Source organism: Streptomyces sp. NPDC058773, from assembly GCF_042746015.1.
In the GTDB taxonomy this organism is placed as follows: domain Bacteria; phylum Actinomycetota; class Actinomycetes; order Streptomycetales; family Streptomycetaceae; genus Streptomyces.
Genome location: NZ_JBHYPE010000025.1, coordinates 57,519 through 78,516, shown reverse-complemented (window position 1 = coordinate 78,516; position 20,998 = coordinate 57,519). Strand labels below are relative to the sequence as shown.

Genomic DNA, 20,998 nt, shown 5'->3' with positions numbered 1-20,998 from the left:
ACGAGAGCTGATGGAGTCGGATCACCATCCCACCTTCCTCAGCCCCAGTCCGGCGATTGCTTCGTGTGCCTCCGGAACCCTCCGCCGACCCCGTAATGACTGGTTGCCAAGCAGCTTTGGCCACGCGACGCGGACCTATCCTGCGGGTGCGGGGCCGGGGTCCGGGCACTGCCCTGAGCTTGGGAATCAACGTGGTGCTCATGCCTGTCGGGTAGTGCCTGACCTGCGTAAACGTGCGCTGGTGGACAGGCTGCGGGGTGCGCTGGGACACCCGTATTGACCGCGGTTTACCCCTTGCTAGGCACGCCGAGAGCATGACCCGGCCGGGCGGCGGTTTGATGTGCTGCCGGGCTGCCCGAGTGGGCGCGGAGATGGGCGCGAGCGTGAATGAATCAATCGCAGTGTGGCTCGCGCAAGGTGCTCGATGGGGCGCTTTCGCCAGCACGCTTCCCAAGTGTTCATTGGCCAGTTCGCCCAGGGGCCGAAGGTGTAGTGACCTGCGGTGGAACAACCTCGACATCTCAGCCCGAACCAGGGGGTGGAGATGAGGGAGTGCCGTGTGGCCCTCACGTCTAGCCTCCTGAGACCACACCAGCATTGCCCTCAGAACGGTTCCCGAGAGTCCGTTGTGAGCTTCCCGGACCGTCTACCAGAGTTGTACGTGTCGCGGACCACCTTGGCAATGCCCTCGACGACTGTGCCTCCGGTGACTGCCTTGAAGCCCCGGCCCTTACCCAGGAGGCTGGCCGGTCCGCCCGCAGACTTGGAGAGCTTCCGCACTAGCGCATCGGAGTCAAGGAAAGGAAACTCGAAAAGGACGGAAGCCACTCCCAGCAGCACGTAACTGTTCGCAGCGTTAGGACTGTTACCCCAAGCATCCGTTACGATCCTCAGCGTCCGCCTGAGGAGCTGTCCTTTCTCCGATGACTTCCCGTAGATCTTTCGTAGGGCGGCGACCGCGATGATGGAGTTGCTGGAACCTGAATCTGAAATGATCCATCCGTGATCATGCGCCGCTCGAGTGATCGCCAGCGCTTCGGGATGCCCTGCGGTAACTTCGGCCATGAATTTGTATAGAGGCTGTACGCGACGGTTGTCGTTGAGTCCCAGGAAAAGCTCGGCTTCTTGCTGCGTGGTCAGTCCGCGGAATACCTTCACTCCAATCTTGGTGTCTCCGTGGTCAGCAGCGACACATAGGGCTCCACGGTTCTGTCCATCAAGCCAGATATAGGTGCCGTCTGGACGGGCGGAAACCTGGGGGACGCCAAGGCGTCCCACGTCGAACCCTTCCCTAAGTTTGCGGGCCACCCAGGCGCTGTCCACCGGTCGGGTGTTTACGTTCCGGTCGGTTGTCACTCGGTTAGGCTCGATAAGTTCAATTTCCACGGTGTGCTGGATCCTGCTACTCATTTCGCATCTTCTCCATTTTCTTCACGTAAACGTGTGACATTCTTCGGGCTTCTTTGAGTGCTTTCAGTACGTATTCGTAATGCTCCGAATCTGTCAGTTCATCGGTGATTACGCAGGATAACCCTTCGAGTGTTCCCGTGACTACATCTGCAGTGCGAATGTAGTCGAATTCCTTTTTTGGGGCGCGGCTCCCGGATCTTGAAATTCGGGCACTCCCGCCTTCTTGATGGCGATTGTCTTTGGCGTTAGTTCCTCCGTTGAGGTATGGGAAGCAAGACTCGAGCGTGTCCGGACAGATCTCCTGCAAAAGCAGCTGGTGGAGCATGCCGACAAGGGATGCCAGTGGGAATTGTGGAGGAGGGTTTTCTACAGCCTCTACCATGAGGGAAAGCGTCTTCCGGGCTTTCTCCTGCATGGCGTTCAGGGGAGGTTGTTCACCTTTTCCGGCCTTCCGGATGGTGGATCTCAGAGCCGCGTAAATCTTAGGCGGCAGTCCTGCGGCGGCGGCAGTGTGCGCGTCTCGCCTGAAGCCGTTCTCCTCCCCGACTGGAGGTGGTAGGCGATGCAGGAGGAAGGCGGCCTCCACGCGCTCAGTAACGTTCATGGGGAGCGAGTAGAGCGGATCTGGATTGTCGAAATGGCGACGCAACTCCAGCGACCCTTCTACGACATTCGAAGGGAAAATAGCGTCCACGAAATATACGTGAGCTCTTTTGCATGCTTCAAAGCGCCTGGCGCCACTCAGGAGTAGGTGATCTTTCTCTGCAACCATTACAGGTTCCCGCAGGCCGGATGTTCTGATCGATGTCGTCAGGCCATCGATGTTCTTGAACCTGGCTGGAGTGAGTTCATCAGTCTTGATGTCGGAAAGCCTGATTTTCGCCTGTTCCAATTATCTCCACCCTCGGTGTATTTGTATTCCGATTCGACCGGGTTGGTTCGTTCGCGATGTGAGGTTAGACCGACTCTTCAGGGAATGTAAATGTCGCCACCCGGATAGCCTAATATTCGTATCGCTCGCGACTTCTGAAGGTGAGCAGAATCGGCAAGCGCTCCGAGTGCGGCCCGGAACATCGGACCCTTGAGGTAATCGGTCACGGAGGCAGGGTCTGCGCAGGTGGGGCTTCTTTGGGGCACCGCAGAGCAGAGGGATAGGCTAATTCTGTCCAGTCGCCCGGCCGAAGGTACTGCACTTGGTAGCAGTCGACATGATCGGCTTCGTATTCGCGGGCGCTTTCCGCAACCGTGAAGAATGCAGACTCAGTCGAAATCTGCCCGGTTCTGGCTGCCTTGCGCCCTACAGCTGGGGGCCTCCCGCCAGTACCGTTGCGTGCTCACGCGATGCGGATACGGGACTTCGGGGGCGTTGCCCAATGGCGGGAAGCGAACTGACACTCGGTAAGACGATCGCCAAGGCGCGCAGGCGCAAGGGATGGCCGCAGCGGGACCTGGCGGCGATGATCGACCGGTCGGAGAGCTGGGTGTCTCAGGTCGAGCGGGATGTCATCCCGGTCAACAGTCTGGATGCACTGCGTCAGATCTCTGATGCCCTGGATGTTCCCCTGTCCGAGCTTCTCGCTGTCGCGCCGTCCGGGCCAGCGCCGACATCGACCCGGCGTAGGCCCACCTCGGCTAGGGTTGATCGCAATCTTGGTCCAGAGGAGGGGGACGACCCCGTGCGACGCCGCGAACTTCTGGCCGCTGCGGCGGTGGTCTTCACCACCCCCCTGGCCGGTGCCTCTCCAGCCGAGGCCAGCACCCTCGCGCCCTTGGAAGATCACCTGCTCTACGGCACTGCCAGCGTGCCGAAGCGCGGCGAGGTGTCACCGGCCGGCGTCGCTGCCGAAGTGAAGGCGTCCCGAGAGGAATTCCGAGCCGCCCGCTACGACGCGCTGGCCCGGAACCTGCCCGGCAGGATCGCGCAAGCTCAGGGCCTGGAGCCGGCGGAGCTGTCGGCCACCGCCGTCGCCGACCTCTACAACATCGCCACTCGGCTGTGCATCAAGCTCGGCGAGGACGGTCTGGTGGCCATCACTGCGGACCGTGCGCTGACCTCTGCGCGGATCGGCGGCGATGCCCTGACGACCGCCGAGGCGCACCGGATGGTGTCCAGTGCCTGGCGCCGCCAAGGCCACCTCGCACGCGCCACTGATATCGCCGTCAGGGCCGCGCAGGACGTGAGGGAGGATCGCAGCACTCCCGAGGCCGCCCGGCTGTCCGCGGGCGTCTCGCTGCTGGCCACTGCCGCGTACACGGCAGCCAAGATGGGCGATCGGCCCACCGCACACGGGCTGATCGGCGAGGCCGCCGAAGCCGCCGAAATCGGCCGGACGAGCCCCGACGCCCGCACGGACACCGGTACCCAGCAGGTGCTGCTGCACCAGCTGTCGGTCCACTACCTGCTCGGTGATGCCGGGCAGGCGATCGATCTGGCCAGGACCATCAACCCTGCGGCCCTGCCGACCGCCGAGCGGCAGGGCCGGTTCTTCACCGACGTGGCCCGGTGCTTCGACCAGTGGGGCAAGCCCGAGCAGTGCTACCGGGCGCTCCTGGCGGCCGAACGGGCCGCACCTCAGGAGATCCGGCGCGGGTCGGTCAAGAACCTGGCCAGCCGTCTGCTCCGGCATGACCGGACCCTTCCGGGCGTCCGGGCGTTCGCCGGCCGTGCGGGCGTGGCCGTCAACTGACCCACCCGCAAAGGGATTACTACCTCGCAACCCGGTTGCGGATCTGCCTGTTGCTCCGGCGGTTGACTCGTACTCAGCCGCCAGGGGCCGTGTAAGGCCGGCCTCTCCTCGCCCCTGGCGGCGGTGACTACCACCACCGTCTTCGAGGAGTTGCACCATGGATGCCACCCGTGCCGATCAGCAGCCGCTGCCGGGTCAGTTGCGCCGGACGGGCACCGACGGCATCGACCAGATCCAGGCGGACATCGCCGCAGCTCTGCGCTCCACCATCGTCCTTCCCCCGTATGACGAAATCCTCCGGCTGATCGACACCCTCAAGGGCCGTCTTGACCCGCTGATCAAACAGGCCGAGGAACACGTCCAAGAGCACCGCCCTGGCGAGGTCGCCTGGTACCGCGAACACGCCCAGATCGACAACGCACAGATCCAGCTGCGATCCGGACCTGGCGACGGGCTGGTGTCGGCCGCGCGTCGCCTTCAGTCGCTGGCCCGCTCCGTCCAGCAGCTGCTCCGCCAGATCCACCACGCACAGGGGGCGTGAGGTGACGTGGTCCGAGCACGGAGCCAGGGGCCGCCACCGCAGCGGGGAGCCGCGGCTGGACGTCTGGCTGGGGCGCCTGTGGCTGCTGGGTGCGTCGGCCACCCTCACGCTCCTGGCCGTCACCGTGCAGCAGGACGCGGACCACACCCTGACAGCCCCGGTCTCCGCACCCGACACCGACCCGGCGCCGCCCGTCTAGGCGTCCACAGATTTCCCACCGGAACCCCGGTGGGAGAACCGAAGAGAAAGGAACATGCGATGAACGACCTGATCGTCTCGAAGCGTTCCGTGCAGGCCGCCCGCAGCCAGGACCGGCTGAGCGACGGCGGCGGCACCGGCAAGGGCGATGGCAACGACTGATCGGAGCCGTAGATGACCGCCATCTCCTCGGCGGTCCGGAGCCTCGGCGGGGACTTCCCCGCCGAGGCGTTCGGCCGCACCTATCGCCTCTGGCCGCGCGTCGGCGACTTCTCGGACCTGTTTACCTGGGACGACCTCAACCAGATCATCGCCCGGCACCGTCTCGAACCCCCACGGCTGCGGCTCTTCAACGACGGCAGCCAGATCCCGCAACACAGCTACGCCCACCCTGTGGTGTCGAAGCGCCACACGGTCTGGCACCGGATCGAGCCGGCCAACCTGCACCACCAGCTGAAGGACGGCGCCTCGCTCGTCCTGGACGCCGTGGACGCACTGCACCCCGGCGTGGAAGACCTCGCGACTGCACTGGAGCGGCACTTCCGCACTGACGTGCAGGTCAACCTCTACGCCTCATGGACTCCGAAGGAAGGCTTCGGCGTCCACTGGGACGACCACGATGTGGTGGTCGTCCAACTCGAAGGCGCCAAGCGGTGGAAGATCTACGGCGCCACCCGGATCGACCCGCTGCGCGTCGACACCGAGGCCCCCGAACCACCAACCGGGGCCCCGGTCGCAGAGATCGTCCTCCAGGCGGGCGACATGCTCTATCTGCCCCGCGGGTGGTGGCACGCCGTTGCCGCCACCGAGGGCAGGTCCCTCCACCTGACCTGCGGCCTCAAGCCCACCACCGGAGCAGACCTCCTGATCTGGCTCGCGGACCAGCTGCGGGTCTCGAACACCGTCCGCGCGAACCTGCCGTACTTCGCCCCGCCGGACGAACGGACCACGTATCTCCAAGCCCTGCACAAGGAGTTCACCGACGCCCTGCACGAGGGCGTGATCGAGGAGTTCATCAACGCCCGGGGGAGCACGGATCCCGGTCGGCCGATGCCGTCACTGCCGTTCGTGGACGGCATCCCCGCGGACGAGAGCCTGAGCGTCCGGCTCACCGCTGCCGGAGCCTGGTACGGCGTGGACGAGGACGGCCACGTCGTGTTCAGCGCCGGCGGCCAGGAGTGGACGTTCAGCCGTCCGGTCCTGGCCGTGATCAAGCTCCTTCTCAACGGAACCACCGCAACCCTGGGCGAGCTGTCGGTAAGCTCCGGTCTTCCCGTCGGCAACGTCGCAGCCCTCGTCTCCGAGCTGGTCGAGGCCGGTGTCGCCGCCGTCAGCCGGAGAAGGTAGCCGACGATGTTCACTGCCCCTGAGCCTGCCGTCAGGGACCGCATGCTCTCCGCCCGCGGCCACGCCTGTGCCCTGATGGGCCTCGCCGACACCAAGGGCGGAGAAGTATGGGGATACGCGGGCAGGACGCTGTCCGGAGCCGTCCGCACGCCCACGGGTGCCGCATGGCTGCGGCTGGTCAGTGACCCCCAGGGGAAGAGCGGCGGGAAGCTGTGGGAAGGCCCCCGGGAGGCGGAACGGTCCCTGTCACCCGCGGTGCCCCGGCCCCGGCTGCTCGGTTTGCGTGACTGGTCGGCCGACGGCTGGGACTACCGGGCCGAGCACTACGAATTCGTCACGAGTCCGCCGGTGGCGAAGAGCCCGGTACTCCACCACCGCGCAGACCTGCCGGACACCTGGTGGCAGGGCCTCCACCGGACCCTGGCGGACATCGCGCTCGTCGGTACGGACCGTCAGGCGGTGCGCGAGCAGTACATCCGCCGCCGCGTACCGGAGTTCACCGGCATCACACCTGGCGAGATCACCTGGGCCACGGCCCACGGCGACCTCCACTGGGCCAACCTCACCGGCCCTGCCCTGACCCTTCTGGACTGGGAGGGCTGGGGCACGGCGCCCCTCGGCTACGACGCCGCGACCCTCTACCTCCACTCCCTGCCGACGCCGGACGTCGCCGAGCGCATCCGCAAGGAATTCGCCCACGTACTGGACACCCCGGCCGGCCGGATCGGTGAACTGACCGCCTGCACGGAAATCCTCCAGGCAGCCGCACGCGTGCCGTTCTACGCCGAACTGGCTGACGGAGTACGGCACCACCTCAGTCGGCTGAAGGACCCACGGCCCGGATCAGCGCCGTCGGGCCGGTGAGCGCTCCGAGGTAGGGAGAGCTGCTGCTGTGGAGGCCAACGCGGTGGGATGCAGCGCGGTGCTACGGGTCATGGCGGCCTGTGCACGAGGACCAGGGGCATGGCGCTGGCCTAGGCGTTGGATGCGCCAGGTTAGTGCGCGGGCGGGGTGGCGGGCGTCGTCCAGGGAGCGCTGGCTGAGCGCCTGGTCGAGAACCGTGGCCGCGTTGTGTCCCCTTGCCTCTGCCTCGGCGAGCACGGTGGCGAGTGCGTCCCAGGCCCGGTCTTCCACAATGCGCTCGGCATGTTCGGGGATGGCCTGCTGGAGGTGGTGGGCGTAGCGGTGCTTGGTCTGCTGGCCGGGAGCACTGCGGGCGAGGTTGCCGAGTACGAGTTCAGCCATTGGTTCGTATGCGGCTTGGAGGTGGACGAGAGCCTGCTGGGCTGCCGCCTCCTGCTGGGCGTGCTGGTGCTTGCGGTGCCAGTGGATCGCGAAGGCCACTGCGGTGAGGGCGGCGTCCAGCAGTATCGCCGGCCCCGACCCGTCGCCCGCCGGGTCGGGATGGCGCCAGATGGCTTGGACGCTGCGGCGCAGGACGCGGGCACTGTCGAGGTCGGCGGTGATGCGGGAGCGGGTGGCGCGCTCGAAGGCAGCTGCGGCCTGCTGCAGTTCGGCCCCCGCCGCGGAAGGGGCGGTGACCGGCAGAAGGTCCAGGGCCGCGCCGAGCGCGACCAGCTGCCCCTGAGCCACGTGGTTATCGCCGAAGGTGAGGTGGCTGGGGATGCGTTCGGTGGCGGCGGTGGCTTGGTGCCACGGATCGCCCGGGCGGACGGCGTTCGGCTCGGGGCGGGTGTCGGTGAGGCGTTGGCGGATCTTGGGCAGGGAGAGGTCGCCGGCGAGGGTGGAGCCGGAGAACCACACCGGCTCGCCATGCTTGTTGACGTCACCGGGCAGGGCGACGCTGTAGCCGAGGATGTCGCCGGAGGGCCCGGCCTTCGGCCGCACGGTCACGCCCGTCGCGTCCAGCAACGCGAAGAACTCGGCCTCGCTGGACGCGGCAGCCACTGCGCGACGTACCCGCAGGCGCAGGACCTCGCGCGCTGTGGCGTCCTGGCCCTGGCGCTTGGCCTTGAAGTGCTCCTTGCTGGTCGGGCGCTTGGCAGCGGTGCCGTCGCCGGGCTTGAGCCGCCTGAGCCCGTAGTCCACTTCGATCTTGCGGGCCTCCTTCTGGACAGCGCGTTGGTCGTAGTCGCGGCGCGGGCGCCGACCGTCCTGGCGCACCAATGTGGCGGCGATGTGGATGTGGTCGTCCGCGTGGCGCACCGCCACCCACCGGCACGCCTCCGCATCCCCGTCAGGCGCGATGCCGGCGGCGGCCACGATCCGGCGCGCCACATCCGCCCACTGCTCGTTGGTCAGGACCGGATCCTCGGGCGCGGCACGGACGGGGCAGTGCCACATGGTGAACTTCGGTGCCTTGTCGCCGAGCATCCGTATGGGCTGGTCGAGCTGTGTGGCGAGCTGGTCCGCCACGTCTTTGGGGTTGCGGTGCGGGCTGCGGCCGGGGTCGGGGGCAAATCCGTTCCAGGAGGCCACCAGGTGGGGGTCGGTGTGCTCGTTGGCTCGGCCCTTGCCGAAGAGGTAGCCAATCGTGCGGCGCGTAGCGTGTGGGCCCTTGCCAAGGATGATCTTGGGTATCACCGGCTCACCGCCCCGTGGTCACACGGTCGATGGCGGTGTCCAGCTCGGCGATCGAAGCTTCGACACGTTCCAGGAGCCGTTGAACGGTGTTGTGGTGGGGCCAGGCGCCGTCCTTGTTGAGGTGCCAGGTGAGCTGGTTGAGGTTGCTGCCGACCATGGCGAGCTGGCGGTTGGCATCCATCAGTGCCTTGACTGCGGCGCGATAGTCGGCGACCGCAGCGGTGGGGTCATCGGAGCGGGCAGCGGCGAGCGACGACTCGGCGACGTAGCCGCCGAGCGCCATGTGGCTCAGGTCAGCGGCTTCCTGGACGAGACCGAACTCGTCGTCGTTGTAGCGGGGGTGCACACGCTTCTCACGCAGCTGCGGCTCTCGCAGACGACGACGAAGGGCAGGTGTCTGCGGTGCGCTCGGCGAAGACTGACTGGCCTCTCCCTCGGTCGGCTCCCCTGGGCCGGCCGACTCCGGCGCCCCCTCGGCACCGGATGCCTCCGCCTCCCCTGGGGCGGAGGCCGGGTAAGGACTCCTTACCCGACAACTTGCTGCGTCTGAAGCTGGGGCGGTGGTCATCCGCTGCTGGGACGAGAGGAGTTCGAGTTCGTCTTTTGCGTCATGCATGTGGGCTCCTGCGAGTGGTGGTGCGTGTGAGGGCCCGCCCCTCTCGTGTTGCTGCGCGGGAGAGGCGGGCAGGGGTGACGTGGGACATGGGGTTCAGCCGGTACCTGTGGCGGCCTGGTCGAGTTCGGCCTGCAGCAGGTTCTTGACGTCATCCAGGCGGCTGCGGGAGATGCCGAATCCCTTGTCGCGGATCGCCTTTTCGATGTTGCGGCGCGAGACGCGCCCGGCCCGGCCGAGGGGGGCTGTGCGGCCGATGTCGATGGCTTCTTCCAGGGAGAGGCTTGGCTGGTTGCCTCCGGGCCTGCCGTGCTGGTGCGCGGCTTCCGCCACGTGCTCGGTGGCCGGTTCGTCCACGGTCTTGGCATTCGTGGCGGGGAGCGGTGCTGTGGCGCTAGCCGTGGTTCCCCTGGCGTGTGTCTGGCTGTTGTTGTGGCGGTGGCCCTCGGTGTCGGGCGCGGTCGGGCGCCGGGCGACGAGAAGGTAGAAGTGGACGGCTCCGGCCAGGGCGAGTGGCGCGATGGCGGAGATGACGCCGACGGTGATGTCGTCGAGGGCGAGCCCTGTGTGGCGGGCTTGCTCGTTGAGGCGGATGGCATGCAGGACGTTGGCCCAGATGCTTGTGGCGGTGGCGATGCCGACCAGCGCCGAGACGTAGAGGCGGGCGGACAGCGGGGCGGTCCGCAGGACGAGCAGGGCACCGATCCCGATGGCGATGAAGCCGTCAATGACGAGCGGGAAGGCGTAGGTGAGCGCCGGGTGGATGTGGCTGGCGGCGGCCATCTGACGCAGGGCGTCGTAGGACAGCGCGAAGGCTGCCACCGCCAGTAGTGCCACACCTGTACGGATCGCTGTGGCCAGTGTCACAGGGGACGCGGACAGGGCGGTGGACGGTGCAGGCAAGGGTGGGGCTCCAGAATGCTGGGCTGACTGATGTGGCCGTGGTCTGGGGGACTCGTCGCGACTCGTTGCACGCCTGGTCAGAGCAGGTACGGGTGCGTCGGTGATGTCGAGTCGACTCGTTGTCGGTCTCCGACTCGTCCCTGCGCTGACCTGCGTGGAGACGAGTCGCGACGAGTCGTGCCGGGTCAGGCGCCGGTCGTGGAATCCGGCGTGGACTCGGGGCAGTAGCGCGCCCAGGAGTCGGCGAACTGCAGTCGAGTGAAGCCCTTGGCCTGGACGCCGCCGTGGAAGCGACGGGTGGCCGAGCTGATCCCGTACTCCTTGAGCAGGATCTGCAGGCCGCGAGGGGTGAGGCCGCTGGCGGTGTGCTCCGGCCAGGGCGTCTCGTCGTCCTGGTTGAGGATGTAGAGGAGACGGCTGGTGCGGATAGCCGGTGGGTTCCCTTCGGTGGCGAAGGCCCGGCGGATGTCGGCCAGAAGGCGGATGCCCAGGCTGCTGCTGTCCTGGTCGTGCTCGGCCTCGTGCTTGGCCGTGACCCGGCAGGCGGTGCGGGCGAGGTCGGGCCACTGGCCTCCCGCGAGGTCGGCGACGCACACCAGCGGCTGCCAGGTATCAGCCGCTCGGTCTTCTACCGGCATGACCGGTGTCAGCTCCATCGCCTCGGCGTGGAGCGGTGCCAGCCATGCGGCGAGCCGGTCGCGGAGTGCGTGGAGGGCCGGGGTGTCGCGGAAGGTACGGAACTCCGCCACCTTCTCGCCCGGCCTGCGGCGGCGCATGCGGATGACAATCGACCTGTCCATGATCGTGTCGGGCAGGTCGCCGATGCCCGCGAGGGCCGCCATCGCGAAGGTGGGGAACTTCGCGACCTCGTGATTGGGGCCGGAGACCCGGAGGGTGGGGCGGTTGCGCTGGTGCCCCGCGTTGAGCAGGCCGCGCATCTCTTCGTTCTTCTCCGCGACCTTCACGGAGCCGAAGAGCGTGTCGGCCTCGTCGACCAACAGGGTCGGTGGGGTATCGGTGATCGACCGAAACACCGCTGCGGCCGAGGCGTTGACCGTGATCAGCGGATCGTGGACGATCTCGGTGATCACGTCGAGGAGCCGCGACTTGCCGCACCGCTTGGCCGGCCCGACGACGGCCAGCCTCGGGGCGTGCTGCCATGCGGTCTGCAGGTGGGTCGCCGCCACCCACAGGGTGACCGCCGTGAGGGCTTCCTCGCTCGGCAGCACGACGTACCGACGGATCTGCTCCCGCAGTTCTGTCAGCACCTGCTCTCCCTCGGAGACCGGGGCGGGGTCGGGTATGACGGTGGGCGGCTCTTCCGGTGACGGCAGAGCATGGGCGTTCGGCTGGCCGGGGACGGCAACAGGCGGCCATACCGGCTTGCCGGAGTCGGGGTCGGAATAGGGCTCGGCTCCCGCATGTTCCACGGGGCAGCTCCTCGTCTGGCGGTGGCGGGCTTGTGCGCCCTTGCCGCCGGGTTGGTTCTTGACGGGCCGTTCGGGGTTGCTGGGGCCTCCGGCGTTGCACCGCCGGGGGCCCGTTCGCGTCTCGCGGGCACCAGGCCATCGCGAGGGAACACGGACCGTACGTTCACACCCGCCAACAGTCCAGCGATTCTGTGTCAGCTCAACGCAGAACCGCCTGCTACGCTGCCGCCCCTTCACGCCGCCAGTCCGAGCAGATCCAGCAGATCCGCGGTCACGACCCGGTAGGCGTTGCCGAGCCGCAGGACCTTGCACGGGTACACGCCCCGCTTCGCCAGCTCGTACCCCTTACTCCGGCCGAGCCCCAGGGCACGGTTGCTGGTTTCCAGGTCAACAGCCACCGGCAGGGCCAGCAGATCCTCCCGGCTCATCCCCTCCGAGCGTCCGGCTGTGCTGTTCTCGCGCATGCGGCGTCCCTTTCGGTACAGCCCTCGGCGAACGCGGCCATCACGTCCGGCTCCAGGCACCTACCAACCAGGATCCTCAAGCTAATGTGTCCACATGACACAGAGCGGTAGGGATGATGAAGCAGACGAAGTTCCGGAGTGGGTGGACCGGATCAAGGCCAATGTGGCCGGCGAGGTCCGACGGAGGAGGAAGGAGATGGGGTGGAGCGCGCAGGAGCTGGCCGACCAGTGCGAGCAGCTCGGGCATCCCATCCCGCGCAACGTGATCGCCAATATGGAATCCGGACGCCGGGCCAGCCTTCCGCTGGTGGACGTCATGGTCCTGGCCGCCGCCCTGGAGACGTACCCGGCCTGCCTGATCTTCCCGGTCGGCTACGTCGACCGAACTCAGGAACTCCCCTTCCACGACCTCGTCCCCACCTGGGACGCCCTGCGGCGCTTCACCGGCGAAGAGGACGTGCCCGGGCACGACGCGGGCCTCGTGCCCGACTTCGAAGCTCACGCCAGCCTCGTACGCACCGCCCTGGCCGCACTCGAAGAAGAAGAACAGGCGCGGTTCGCAGCCAAGACGGCAACCAGCCGCGCCCAGCAGGAAGAAGCCGAACGCAAGCGGACCAAATACGCCGAGCAAGCCGTCTCCGCCAAGTACAACCTCCGCTACCTCCGCAGAGACCTCCGCGAGGACGGAGCCACCCCACCCGACCTCCCACCCGCACTAAATGACGTCGACCCGCCCGAAGCCGACGCCGACACCAACCCGGAGGAACGCCTTTGAAGGGCTCCACGCACCGCCGTTGCTACTGCCGTGACCCGAAGTCCGGCAAGCCGCTCGGCAAGAACTGCCCCAAGCTCACCAGCCGCAAGCACGGCTCGTACTCCATACGCCAGGAGCTCCCGCCCCGCGAGGACGGCACCCGCCGCTCCTTCAGCCGCGCTGGCTACGAGAGCCTCAAGGCCGCTCAGGCCGACCTCGACCACATTCGCGCGCTCCTCGCCCTCGTCGACCAGGACGACCCGGACAGCACTGAGCGGCTGACCGCCATGCTGGAGGAGATCGCCGATGAGAAGGCACCGCTGCCCGAGCCGGAGGAGACCCGCCGCCGACTGAGGGCCGGCCTGGCCCTGCGTGGCACCGTCACCGTCGGGGAGTGGCTCGACTCGTGGTTCGCCTCCAAGAAGCGGCGTAAGACGACGCTCAATGGCTATGCCTCGCACATCCGCGTCCACCTCAAGCCGCGCATCGGGCACATCCGCCTCGACCGTCTCCATGTCGGCCACCTGGTGGAGATGTTCGATGCCATCGCGCTCCAGAACGAGGTGATCGAGGCAGAAAACCAGGCCCGCAGTGAGCAGATCGCGCGCTGCAAGCCGAGCAAGCCGGGGCGGCCCGTGGCCGCCGAGCGAGCGCGATTGGCCGAGGAGCAGCGAAAGCTGGCCGAGATGAAGCCGTTCCGGAAGTTGAACGGCCCCGCCACTCGTCAGGCCATCCGCCGGACTCTGCGCGCTGCGCTCAACGCCGCCATCGCCCAGCAACTCATCACGTTCAACCCGGCGGCCCACGTCGAACTCGAATCCGGCAAGCGGCCGAAGCCTCTGCTCTGGACGGAGGAGCGCGTCCGCCGGTGGCACGAGACCGGCAAGCTGCCGAGTCCCGTCATGGTGTGGACACCGGCGCAGTTCGGTGGCTTCCTCGACGCCGCCGAGGGCGATCGGCTGTATCCGTTCTTCCACATCGTGGGCACACGCGGCCTGCGGCGCGGTGAGGGCGTTGGGCAGGAGTGGGCGGACATCGATCTGGAGGCGGGGCTGATCACTCCCGCCAAGGAGATCGTGGTGGACGGCTGGGCCCCGTACGAGTCCGAGCCCAAGACCGACGGCAGCGCCGGCACGATCGCCCTCGACAGCCTGAATCTGGCCCTTCTGCGGGCTCACAAGACCCAACAGGACGCGGAGCGCCTGGCATGGGGCTCCGCGTGGCAGGACACGGGCAAGGTCTTCACCCAGGAGGACGGCTCGTGCCTGCACCCGGAAACCGTCTCCGAGACGTTCCGCCGCATTCTGGCGACCACGGACCTCCCACCGATCACGCTTCGCGACCTGCGCCACGTCGCAGCCACCCTGACCCACGGAGGCGGCGGGGACATCCACACGGTGAAGGAGGTCCTGCGCCACTCCACCATCGCCCTGACCTCGGACACGTACACGAGCCTGCTGCCCGAACTCGACCGTGAGATAGCCGAGAAGGCGGCGCAGCTCATCCCGAGGGGCCGCCGGAAAGTGCCCGGCGGCGAGGGCCCCGGCGCTCCCGCTCACGCATCGCTCACGCACGGGCCGAAATCGAAACAGCGCCCCGACCGGCCTGAGCCGATGGGAGCGCTGTCTCGCAGGTCAGAGGAGGTTTCCTCGACCGATGACGGTGGGCCATCAGGGGCTCGAACCCTGAACCAATGGATTAAAAGTCCACTGCTCTGCCAATTGAGCTAATGGCCCGCACCGAGCAGCATAGCCCGAGGAGGTGCCGCAGCCCGAAGGCATTACGGATCAAGCCATCCGGCGGGGTGCCGCGGGGCCGTCCGGAGAGGCGCCGCGAGGCCGTTCCACGGGCCCGGCAGGCCGTATCGGTGTCGTACAACACACAGGGCCCGTACGGCACTTGCGTGCGTACGGGCCCCGCGGATCAGCCTCGGTGATCAGCCGTTGCGCTTCCAGCGCGGCTTGTCCTCGCGGCGGCCGAAGGAGCCGGTCGGGGCGCCACGGTGGTCGTCGCGGCGGCCGTAGGGGCGGTCGCCGGAGCGGTGGCCACCGGAGGACGGGCGGCCGCCGGAGCGGTCGTCACGGTTGAACGGGCGGTCGCCGCCACCGGAGCGGTAGCCGCCGGAGGAACGGCCGCCGGAGCGGTCGTCACGGTTGAACGGGCGGCTCGGACGGTCGCCGCGGTCGCGGTTGAAGCCACCCCGGTCGTCACGGCGCTCGAAGGAACGGCCACCGGAACGCTCGTCACGGCGGTCCCGGCCGAAACCGCCCCGGTCGTCACGGCGGTCACGGTCGAAGGAACGGCCACCGGAACGCTCGTCACGGCGGTCCCGGCCGAAGCCACCGCGCTCGTCACGACGGTCGCCGCGGTCGCGGTTGAAGCCGCCCCGGTCGTCACGGCGGTCGAAGGAACGGCCACCGGAACGGTCGTCACGACGGTCCCGGCCGAAGCCACCCCGGTCATCGCGGCGGTCACGGTCGAAGGAACGGCCACCGGAACGCTCGTCACGACGGTCCCGGCGCTCGAAGTTGCCCCGGTCGTCGCGGCGCTCGTCCGACGCGCCTGCCTGGGCCGGCACGGCGGCGGCCTCGGCGACCTCGGCGGCGGCGGTCTCGGCCGCGGCGGCGACCGCCTCGTCCGGGTCCTCACCGCGCTCGCGGGCGGCACGGGCGGTCAGCCGGTCGGCCTCCTCGCGCAGCTCGGTGGCGCGGCGCTGCAGGCGCTCCAGCTCACGGGTGAGCTGGCTCACCTCGCGCTCGGCCTGCTTGGCGCTGTTGTTGGCCGACTCGGCCTGGACCTCGGTGAGCGAGCGCGCACCGGTGATCCGGGCGACGTCCTCGTCGAAGGCACCGGAGCCGCCGACGATGTGGCGCGAGGCGTCCACGCCCGCGTCCTCCATCAGCCGGAAGATCTGCCGGCGCTGGTGCGGCAGCGACAGCGAGACGACGGTGCCGGACTGGCCGGCGCGGGCGGTACGGCCCGAGCGGTGCAGGTAGTCCTTGTGGTCCCCGGCCGGATCGACGTTCAGGACCAGGTCGATGCCGTCGACGTGGATACCTCGGGCGGCGACGTCGGTGGCGACCAGCGCGTTGACGTAGCCGTCCTTGAAGTCCGCGAGCACGCGGGTGCGCGCGCCCTGCGTCATACCGCCGTGCAGCGCGTCGGCCTTCACACCGGACTCGACGAGCTGCTCGGCGATGCGGTCGGCGCCCAGCTGGGTGCGGACGAAGATGATGGTGCGGCCCTTGCGGGCGGCGATGGCGGCGGTGACCGGCGCCTTGTCCTTCGGCTTCACGACCAGGACGTGGTGGGTCATCGTGGTGACGTTGCCCTGGGCGCTGTCGACCTCGTGGCTGACCGGGTTGGTCAGGTAGCGCTTGACCAGGGTGCCGATCTCGTTCTCCATCGTGGCCGAGAACAGCATCCGCTGGCCGCCCTCGGGCACCTGGTCCAGCAGCTCGGTGACCTCGGGCAGGAAGCCCAGGTCGGACATCTGGTCGGCCTCGTCGAGGACCGCGACCTGGACGTTCTCCAGGGAGCAGGCCCCGCGGTTGATGATGTCGCGCAGCCGGCCCGGGGTGGCGACGAGGATGTCGACGCCGCGCTCCAGGGCGTAGATCTGGTTGCCCATGGACGTACCGCCGCAGACGACCTTCATCTTGAGGCCGAGGACGTCGCCGTAGGGCTGGAGGGCGTCGGCGACCTGCATCGCCAGCTCACGGGTCGGGGTGAGGATGACCGCGCGCGGCTTCTTCTTCTCGGTGTGGCCGCCGGCGAGCTGTGCCAGGGTCGGCAGACCGAAGGAGAGGGTCTTGCCGGAGCCGGTGCGGCCGCGGCCGAGGATGTCCTTGCCGGCCAGCGCGTCCGGAATGGTCGCGGCCTGGATCGGGAAGGGGGTGGTGACGCCGTTCTGCGCGAGCTTGCGGACGACGCCCTCGGGCAGTCCGAGGTCGGCGAAGGTGACGGTGTCGGTGGCCGGTGCGTCGTCGGCCGTCGTCACCTCGGGAGCCGTCTGCTCGTCGAGTGCGGGCATGACGGACTGCTCAGTGGAAATGGACATGCGAAATGCGAAACCTTCCGGAGTCTCGGCACGCGCCCAAACTCCGTGTGTTTCACACGACCGCCTCTATGCGGTCAGCCACGGCAAGGGAGAGAACGCGCCACGCGGCGCGCTTCTGTTCTGGCGCCGGGCAAATGGGATCAAACGATCTACCACCATACGCACTCCGCCCCCCGGATGGCAAATGGCCTTCCGACCGGGCCGTCCGCCCCCGCGGACAAACCCACCCGCGCCGCCCGTAATCCCTCACGCCTCCGCGTCGTAGAGCTCCGACTCTTCCGGCTGTGACGCCATCGGCGAGACGGGGGACGGACCCGAGGCGTGGGAACTCGGCGGCGGCGAAGGGCTGCTCGGCGGCGGGGTCGGCTGCGCGGGCGGCGTGCTGGGCACGGAGGAGGCCGGCGGGGTGGCCGGGTGTTCGGGGCGGGGCGGCGAGGGCTCCGTGTGTCCGGGCCGCCCGCCGTGGCCGCCGGAACCACCGTGGCCCCCGGACGAGCCCGGCTCGGGGCCCGACGGCTGTACGGGGCGGGACGGCGTCCCGGGCTCGGACGGCTCCGGCGCCGCGCTCTTCGACGCCTTGCCCGCCTTCTTGCCCTTGCCGCCGGCCGGACGGGACTCGCCGTTGCGGCCCATCCGCCGCGGTCCGTCGCCACGGCCGTCCACGGTCACCCCGTTGGGGCCGGACCCGCCCTCCTTCCCGTCGTGCCGCGCGCTGCGGCCGGCCGGTTTCGGCTCCTCGGGATCGCTCACGTTCATACAGCCGCCCAGGGCCGCGGCCAGCGCGGAGACGGCCACGGCCACGGCGGCGGCCCGGGAGCGGGCCCGGACCGACGGCGGGCGCGACGCGGGGGCAGGGGCAGGGACGGCGGACGACGACGGGGACGGTGTCGGCGTCAGGGACGACGGGCGGTGTGTGCTCGGGCGCACGGCGGGACCTCCGGATCCGGAACGCAGGGACGGCGGCACGGACGCCCTGCCCAACTCCCGCTCCCCACCTGAGGACACGCACCCCGCCCGGCTGATCACAGCGGGCACGCCTTCCGGAGGCGGCCCGCAGCCCCTCCGGCCTCCAGGGCGCGGCTCAGCCGTAGCCCAGCGCGTGCAGCCGCTCGTCGTCGATGCCGAAGTGGTGCGCGATCTCATGAACGACCGTCACCTCGGTCTCCGCGACCACGTCCTCGCGGGTGTCGCACATCCGCAGGGTCGGCCCCCGGTAGACGGTGATCCGGTCCGGCAGCACGCCCGCGTACCACTCCCCCCGGTCGGTCAGCGGCGTCCCCTCGTAGAGCCCGAGCAGCTCGGGGTCTTCGGCGGGGGGTTCGTCCTCGACGAAGACCGCCACGTTGTCCATCAGCCGGGTCAGCTCCGGCGGGATCCGGTCCAGCGCCTCGGCGACCAGTTCCTCGAACTCCTCGCGCGTCATTTCCAGCACACCACCATTCTCCGCCACGCCGCGTCCCCACCGATCGTCGCCGCCCGCCCGTCGCACCGCAGCCCCAACCGGAAGCCGCCACTCCGCGCTTAACGGCGCCACGGTCGGGCATACGGGACCAATGGCCCGCGCAGCGCGCTCCCGGACACCGCACCCCGACCCGCCGCAAAGCCCCCTGCACCGGCTGCTCCATACCGGCCTCGACGGACTGCGCACTCTCCCCGCAGCGGTCCGCCGCGGCCACCGCTCCCGCCGTACGGCCCCCGCCGGCTCTCTGCCCGACGGCGCCCCGCACCGCCCCTGGTCCTCCGCCCTGGGCCTGAGTGCCGTCACCGTCGTGGGCGCCGGGCTGGGACTGCTCCTGATCGGCGGCATCCGGGCCCCCGTCGGCCCCATGGACACCAGCATGGCGCTGCGGCCCTCCCTGACCGGCGGCACCCGGATAGACGTCGCGCCGCTCGGCGACCTGGAACTGAGCAGCCACCACGCGCCCCTGCGGCTCGATGTCGCGGTCGACCGGCTGGACCCGGTGCGCTCCCAGGCGCTGGTCGACCACCCCGAACGGTTCGCCGGGCTGCAGTCCGAGGTCACCCGCGATGTCACCCGCGGCGCCAGGGGGCTCCTGCTGCACTCCGCGGTCGCCGTGGCCTCCGGCGCCACCGCGCTGGCCCTGGCCGTCTACCGCCGCCCGCGCCGCGCCCTGGCCGCCGGCGGTCTGGCGCTCACCCTGCTCACCGCCTCGGCGGGCACCGCGTACGCCACCTGGAACCCCGAGTCCGTACTGGAGCCGAAGTTCTCCGGACTGCTCACCTCGGCCCCGTCCGTGGTCGGCAACGCCCGGAGCATCGTCAGCGAATTCAACGTCTACCAGAAGGAGTTGGCGCGCCTGGTGACCAACGTCACCAAGCTCTACGACGCCACCTCGACGCTGCCCGCCTACCAGCCGGACCCCACCACGATCCGCGTCCTGCACGTCTCCGACGTCCACCTCAACCCCGCCGCCTGGCGGATCATCGCCTCCCTGGTGAAGCAGTACCGGATCAACGTGATCGTCGACACCGGCGACACCATGGACCACGGCTCGGCCGCCGAGAACCACTTCCTGGACCCGGCCTCCGCCCTCGGCGCCCCCTACGTATGGGTGCGCGGCAACCACGATTCACGGGGCACGCAGAAGTACCTGACCGGCCGCCGCCACGTCACCGTCCTCGACCACGGCAAGGTCACCCGGATCGCCGGCGTACGCATCGCGGGCGTCGGCGACCCGCAGTTCACCCCGGACCGCTCCGTGGTGGCGGCCGGCGACCCCGCCGAGCGCACCGCCGGCGGCCGCCTCGCCGACGCGCTGCGCACCCAGCGGCTGGCCGGCACCCCCGTCGACATCGCGCTGGCCCACAACCCCGCCGCCGTGACCGAGGCGGACGGCCTGGCCCCACTGGCCCTGGCCGGCCATGTCCACCACCGGGAGAACACCCTGCTCCCCCGGGGCACCCGGCTGATGGTCGAGGGCTCCACGGGCGGCGGCGGCCTTCGCGCGGTGCAGAACAAGAAGCCCGAGCCGGTCCTCGCGTCGGTGCTCTATCTGGACCGGACGACGAAACGGCTGCAGGCCTGGGACGAGGTCACCCTCGGCGGGCTGGGCCTGTCGCGGGCCGAGGTCAGCCGCCACCTCCCCCACGAGAACCAACCCGGCGCCACGCGTTCCCCGTCCGGCTCCCCGCCCGCCGCTGACCCGTCCGCCCGCCCGCCGTCCACCCCCTCGTCCGGCTCTCCCGGGCCCCCGGCCAGGAGCCCTTCCGACCACCGCCGCTAAACCGTTTTGGCGAACCGTCCTCCCATCCCATATGCTTCTCACGTCCCCGACGGCGCCGGTAACGACGCCAAGGTGGCCACCAGCCCTCATCGTCTAGTGGCCCAGGACGCCGCCCTTTCAAGGCGGTAGCACGGGTTCGAATCCCGTTGGGGGCACGCAACATCGTGTGTGAGAATGGCTTGCGCCGCTTTCGCACAATGCAAGGTCCTGTGGAGCAGTTTGGAGTGCTCGCCACCCTGTCAAGGTGGAGGCCGCGGGTTCAAATCCCGTCAGGACCGCTGCGGCTGGGTAGCTCAGTTGGTACGAGCGATCGCCTGAAAAGCGATAGGTCGCCGGTTCGACCCCGGCCCCAGCCACACCCTTTGAAAGAAGGCCCCGATTCGCCGAATCGGGGCCTTCTTCGTTCCTATGTGACGTCGGCCGCCTCCGGGTGTTCGTGCTTCGGCAGCCAGAAGATCAGCCCGGCACCCCAGGTGATCGCCCCCGTGCTTGCGAGGCCGAGCCCGAAACGCAGCACCCGCGCAGCGCCCTCCCAGTCGTCCGGCGCACCGAAGGCCAGCCATACGTCACAGGCGATGCCGGCGATCATCATCATGACGCCGGCTATCCGTCGCAATCCCTTGTCCATGCGGCCATCCTGACGTACCCGCACAGGCGTTCTCCCCTCTTTTCCCGGTACCGGCGCTGTTTTCCGCCTTTCCCCACCCGGGTTCCCGGCTGCACGGAATGCATGGGTACGCGGCCCTGTTCCCCGGTCCGCTCCACGGCAGGCGCCGCTGCCTGCGCGGGCCACCCGTACAGC

The 20,998-nt window shown here is 69.0% G+C and carries 18 protein-coding genes, 4 tRNA genes and 1 pseudogene; 11 read left to right on the top strand and 12 right to left on the bottom strand.

From position 1 onward, the window contains the following. Window positions 1-603: 603 nt before the first annotated feature. The gene (locus ACFW5B_RS21885; RefSeq protein WP_386441972.1) at window positions 604-1,410 is read right to left on the bottom strand and encodes a DUF6551 family protein; all 807 of its coding nucleotides are present in this window, start codon (window positions 1,408-1,410) and stop codon (window positions 604-606) included. Continuing rightward, entirely contained in the window at window positions 1,403-2,302 is a 900-nt protein-coding gene (locus tag ACFW5B_RS21880; protein WP_386441969.1) for a ParB N-terminal domain-containing protein, read from the bottom strand. Before ACFW5B_RS21880 ends, ACFW5B_RS21885 begins: the two co-directional genes overlap by 8 nt. A 481-nt stretch (window positions 2,303-2,783) precedes the next feature. On the opposite strand from ACFW5B_RS21880, the gene ACFW5B_RS21875 reads away from it, so the two are divergent. From ACFW5B_RS21875 to ACFW5B_RS21855, 5 genes are all read left to right on the top strand, one after another. Beyond that, complete coding sequence (locus ACFW5B_RS21875; protein ID WP_386441966.1) at window positions 2,784-4,097, top strand: helix-turn-helix domain-containing protein; 1,314 nt, start codon at window positions 2,784-2,786, stop codon at window positions 4,095-4,097. A 157-nt stretch (window positions 4,098-4,254) separates the two neighbouring features. After that, window positions 4,255-4,638 (top strand): DUF6415 family natural product biosynthesis protein, encoded by a 384-nt coding sequence (locus ACFW5B_RS21870; protein ID WP_386441963.1) that lies wholly within the window; start codon window positions 4,255-4,257, stop codon window positions 4,636-4,638. A 1-nt stretch (window position 4,639) separates the two neighbouring features. After that, window positions 4,640-4,837 (top strand): hypothetical protein, encoded by a 198-nt coding sequence (locus tag ACFW5B_RS21865; RefSeq protein WP_189101555.1) that lies wholly within the window; start codon window positions 4,640-4,642, stop codon window positions 4,835-4,837. 173 nt (window positions 4,838-5,010) lie between these two features. Further along, window positions 5,011-6,183, top strand: coding sequence for a cupin domain-containing protein (locus tag ACFW5B_RS21860; protein ID WP_386441960.1), 1,173 nt, complete (start codon window positions 5,011-5,013; stop codon window positions 6,181-6,183). 6 nt (window positions 6,184-6,189) lie between these two features. Continuing rightward, the gene (locus ACFW5B_RS21855; protein ID WP_386441958.1) at window positions 6,190-7,047 is read left to right on the top strand and encodes a hypothetical protein; all 858 of its coding nucleotides are present in this window, start codon (window positions 6,190-6,192) and stop codon (window positions 7,045-7,047) included. On the opposite strand, the gene ACFW5B_RS21850 is transcribed toward ACFW5B_RS21855, so the two are convergent. The 5 genes from ACFW5B_RS21850 to ACFW5B_RS21830 form a co-directional block, all read right to left on the bottom strand. Next, the gene (locus tag ACFW5B_RS21850) at window positions 7,027-8,727 is read right to left on the bottom strand and encodes a mobilization protein (RefSeq protein WP_386441955.1); all 1,701 of its coding nucleotides are present in this window, start codon (window positions 8,725-8,727) and stop codon (window positions 7,027-7,029) included. The genes ACFW5B_RS21855 and ACFW5B_RS21850 overlap by 21 nt on opposite strands. Window positions 8,728-8,731: 4 nt before the next feature. Beyond that, window positions 8,732-9,073, bottom strand: a complete 342-nt coding sequence (mobC, locus tag ACFW5B_RS21845) for a plasmid mobilization relaxosome protein MobC (protein ID WP_386441953.1) — start codon at window positions 9,071-9,073, stop codon at window positions 8,732-8,734. A gap of 363 nt (window positions 9,074-9,436) precedes the next feature. Then, complete coding sequence (locus ACFW5B_RS21840) at window positions 9,437-10,243, bottom strand: DUF2637 domain-containing protein (RefSeq protein WP_386441950.1); 807 nt, start codon at window positions 10,241-10,243, stop codon at window positions 9,437-9,439. A gap of 185 nt (window positions 10,244-10,428) precedes the next feature. Continuing rightward, window positions 10,429-11,673, bottom strand: coding sequence for a DUF3631 domain-containing protein (locus ACFW5B_RS21835; RefSeq protein ID WP_386441947.1), 1,245 nt, complete (start codon window positions 11,671-11,673; stop codon window positions 10,429-10,431). A 233-nt stretch (window positions 11,674-11,906) separates the two neighbouring features. Further along, on the bottom strand, window positions 11,907-12,137 hold the full coding sequence (locus tag ACFW5B_RS21830; protein WP_386441944.1) for a hypothetical protein: 231 nt from the start codon (window positions 12,135-12,137) through the stop codon (window positions 11,907-11,909). Between the two features lie 94 nt (window positions 12,138-12,231). Here ACFW5B_RS21830 and ACFW5B_RS21825 point away from each other — a divergent pair, with 94 nt between their 5' ends. Beyond that, the gene (locus tag ACFW5B_RS21825; protein ID WP_386441941.1) at window positions 12,232-12,912 is read left to right on the top strand and encodes a transcriptional regulator; all 681 of its coding nucleotides are present in this window, start codon (window positions 12,232-12,234) and stop codon (window positions 12,910-12,912) included. Beyond that, window positions 12,909-14,414 (top strand): annotated as a pseudogene (gene xerC, locus ACFW5B_RS21820) (tyrosine recombinase XerC); the annotation flags it as partial. The gene ACFW5B_RS21825 and the pseudogene xerC, both read left to right, overlap by 4 nt. Before the next feature lie 140 nt (window positions 14,415-14,554). Here xerC and ACFW5B_RS21815 read toward each other — a convergent pair. The 4 genes from ACFW5B_RS21815 to ACFW5B_RS21800 form a co-directional block, all read right to left on the bottom strand. Beyond that, a tRNA-Lys gene (locus ACFW5B_RS21815) sits at window positions 14,555-14,627 on the bottom strand. Between the two features lie 200 nt (window positions 14,628-14,827). Beyond that, on the bottom strand, window positions 14,828-16,951 hold the full coding sequence (locus ACFW5B_RS21810; protein WP_386441938.1) for a DEAD/DEAH box helicase: 2,124 nt from the start codon (window positions 16,949-16,951) through the stop codon (window positions 14,828-14,830). A 246-nt stretch (window positions 16,952-17,197) separates the two neighbouring features. Next, on the bottom strand, window positions 17,198-17,878 hold the full coding sequence (locus tag ACFW5B_RS21805) for a hypothetical protein (RefSeq protein WP_386441936.1): 681 nt from the start codon (window positions 17,876-17,878) through the stop codon (window positions 17,198-17,200). Between the two features lie 154 nt (window positions 17,879-18,032). Beyond that, a complete protein-coding gene (locus tag ACFW5B_RS21800) occupies window positions 18,033-18,383 on the bottom strand; it encodes a metallopeptidase family protein (RefSeq protein WP_386441933.1) in 351 nt (116 codons plus the stop codon). 121 nt (window positions 18,384-18,504) lie between these two features. Here ACFW5B_RS21800 and ACFW5B_RS21795 point away from each other — a divergent pair, with 121 nt between their 5' ends. The 4 genes from ACFW5B_RS21795 (at window position 18,505) to ACFW5B_RS21780 (ending at window position 20,552) form a co-directional block, all read left to right on the top strand. Further along, a complete protein-coding gene (locus tag ACFW5B_RS21795) occupies window positions 18,505-20,196 on the top strand; it encodes a metallophosphoesterase (protein ID WP_386441931.1) in 1,692 nt (563 codons plus the stop codon). An 82-nt stretch (window positions 20,197-20,278) separates the two neighbouring features. Beyond that, a tRNA-Glu gene (locus ACFW5B_RS21790) sits at window positions 20,279-20,351 on the top strand. Window positions 20,352-20,399: 48 nt separating this feature from the next. After that, a tRNA-Asp gene (locus ACFW5B_RS21785) sits at window positions 20,400-20,474 on the top strand. Window positions 20,475-20,478: 4 nt separating this feature from the next. Further along, a tRNA-Phe gene (locus tag ACFW5B_RS21780) sits at window positions 20,479-20,552 on the top strand. A gap of 50 nt (window positions 20,553-20,602) precedes the next feature. Here ACFW5B_RS21780 and ACFW5B_RS21775 read toward each other — a convergent pair. After that, window positions 20,603-20,824 carry a hypothetical protein gene (locus ACFW5B_RS21775; RefSeq protein ID WP_386441928.1) on the bottom strand — a complete coding sequence of 74 codons (222 nt, stop codon included), beginning with the start codon at window positions 20,822-20,824 and terminating at the stop codon, window positions 20,603-20,605. Between the last annotated feature and the right edge of the window lie 174 nt (window positions 20,825-20,998).

Coding starts and splice junctions, on each gene's coding strand:
- ACFW5B_RS21885 (WP_386441972.1), bottom strand. CDS start 1,410: ATGAGTAGCAGGATCCAGCACACCGTGGAAATTGAACTTATCGAGCCT.
- ACFW5B_RS21875 (WP_386441966.1), top strand. CDS start 2,784: ATGGCGGGAAGCGAACTGACACTCGGTAAGACGATCGCCAAGGCGCGC.
- ACFW5B_RS21870 (WP_386441963.1), top strand. CDS start 4,255: ATGGATGCCACCCGTGCCGATCAGCAGCCGCTGCCGGGTCAGTTGCGC.
- ACFW5B_RS21860 (WP_386441960.1), top strand. CDS start 5,011: ATGACCGCCATCTCCTCGGCGGTCCGGAGCCTCGGCGGGGACTTCCCC.
- ACFW5B_RS21855 (WP_386441958.1), top strand. CDS start 6,190: ATGTTCACTGCCCCTGAGCCTGCCGTCAGGGACCGCATGCTCTCCGCC.
- ACFW5B_RS21830 (WP_386441944.1), bottom strand. CDS start 12,137: ATGCGCGAGAACAGCACAGCCGGACGCTCGGAGGGGATGAGCCGGGAG.
- ACFW5B_RS21825 (WP_386441941.1), top strand. CDS start 12,232: ATGACACAGAGCGGTAGGGATGATGAAGCAGACGAAGTTCCGGAGTGG.
- ACFW5B_RS21810 (WP_386441938.1), bottom strand. CDS start 16,951: ATGTCCATTTCCACTGAGCAGTCCGTCATGCCCGCACTCGACGAGCAG.
- ACFW5B_RS21795 (WP_386441931.1), top strand. CDS start 18,505: ATGGCCCGCGCAGCGCGCTCCCGGACACCGCACCCCGACCCGCCGCAA.
- ACFW5B_RS21775 (WP_386441928.1), bottom strand. CDS start 20,824: ATGGACAAGGGATTGCGACGGATAGCCGGCGTCATGATGATGATCGCC.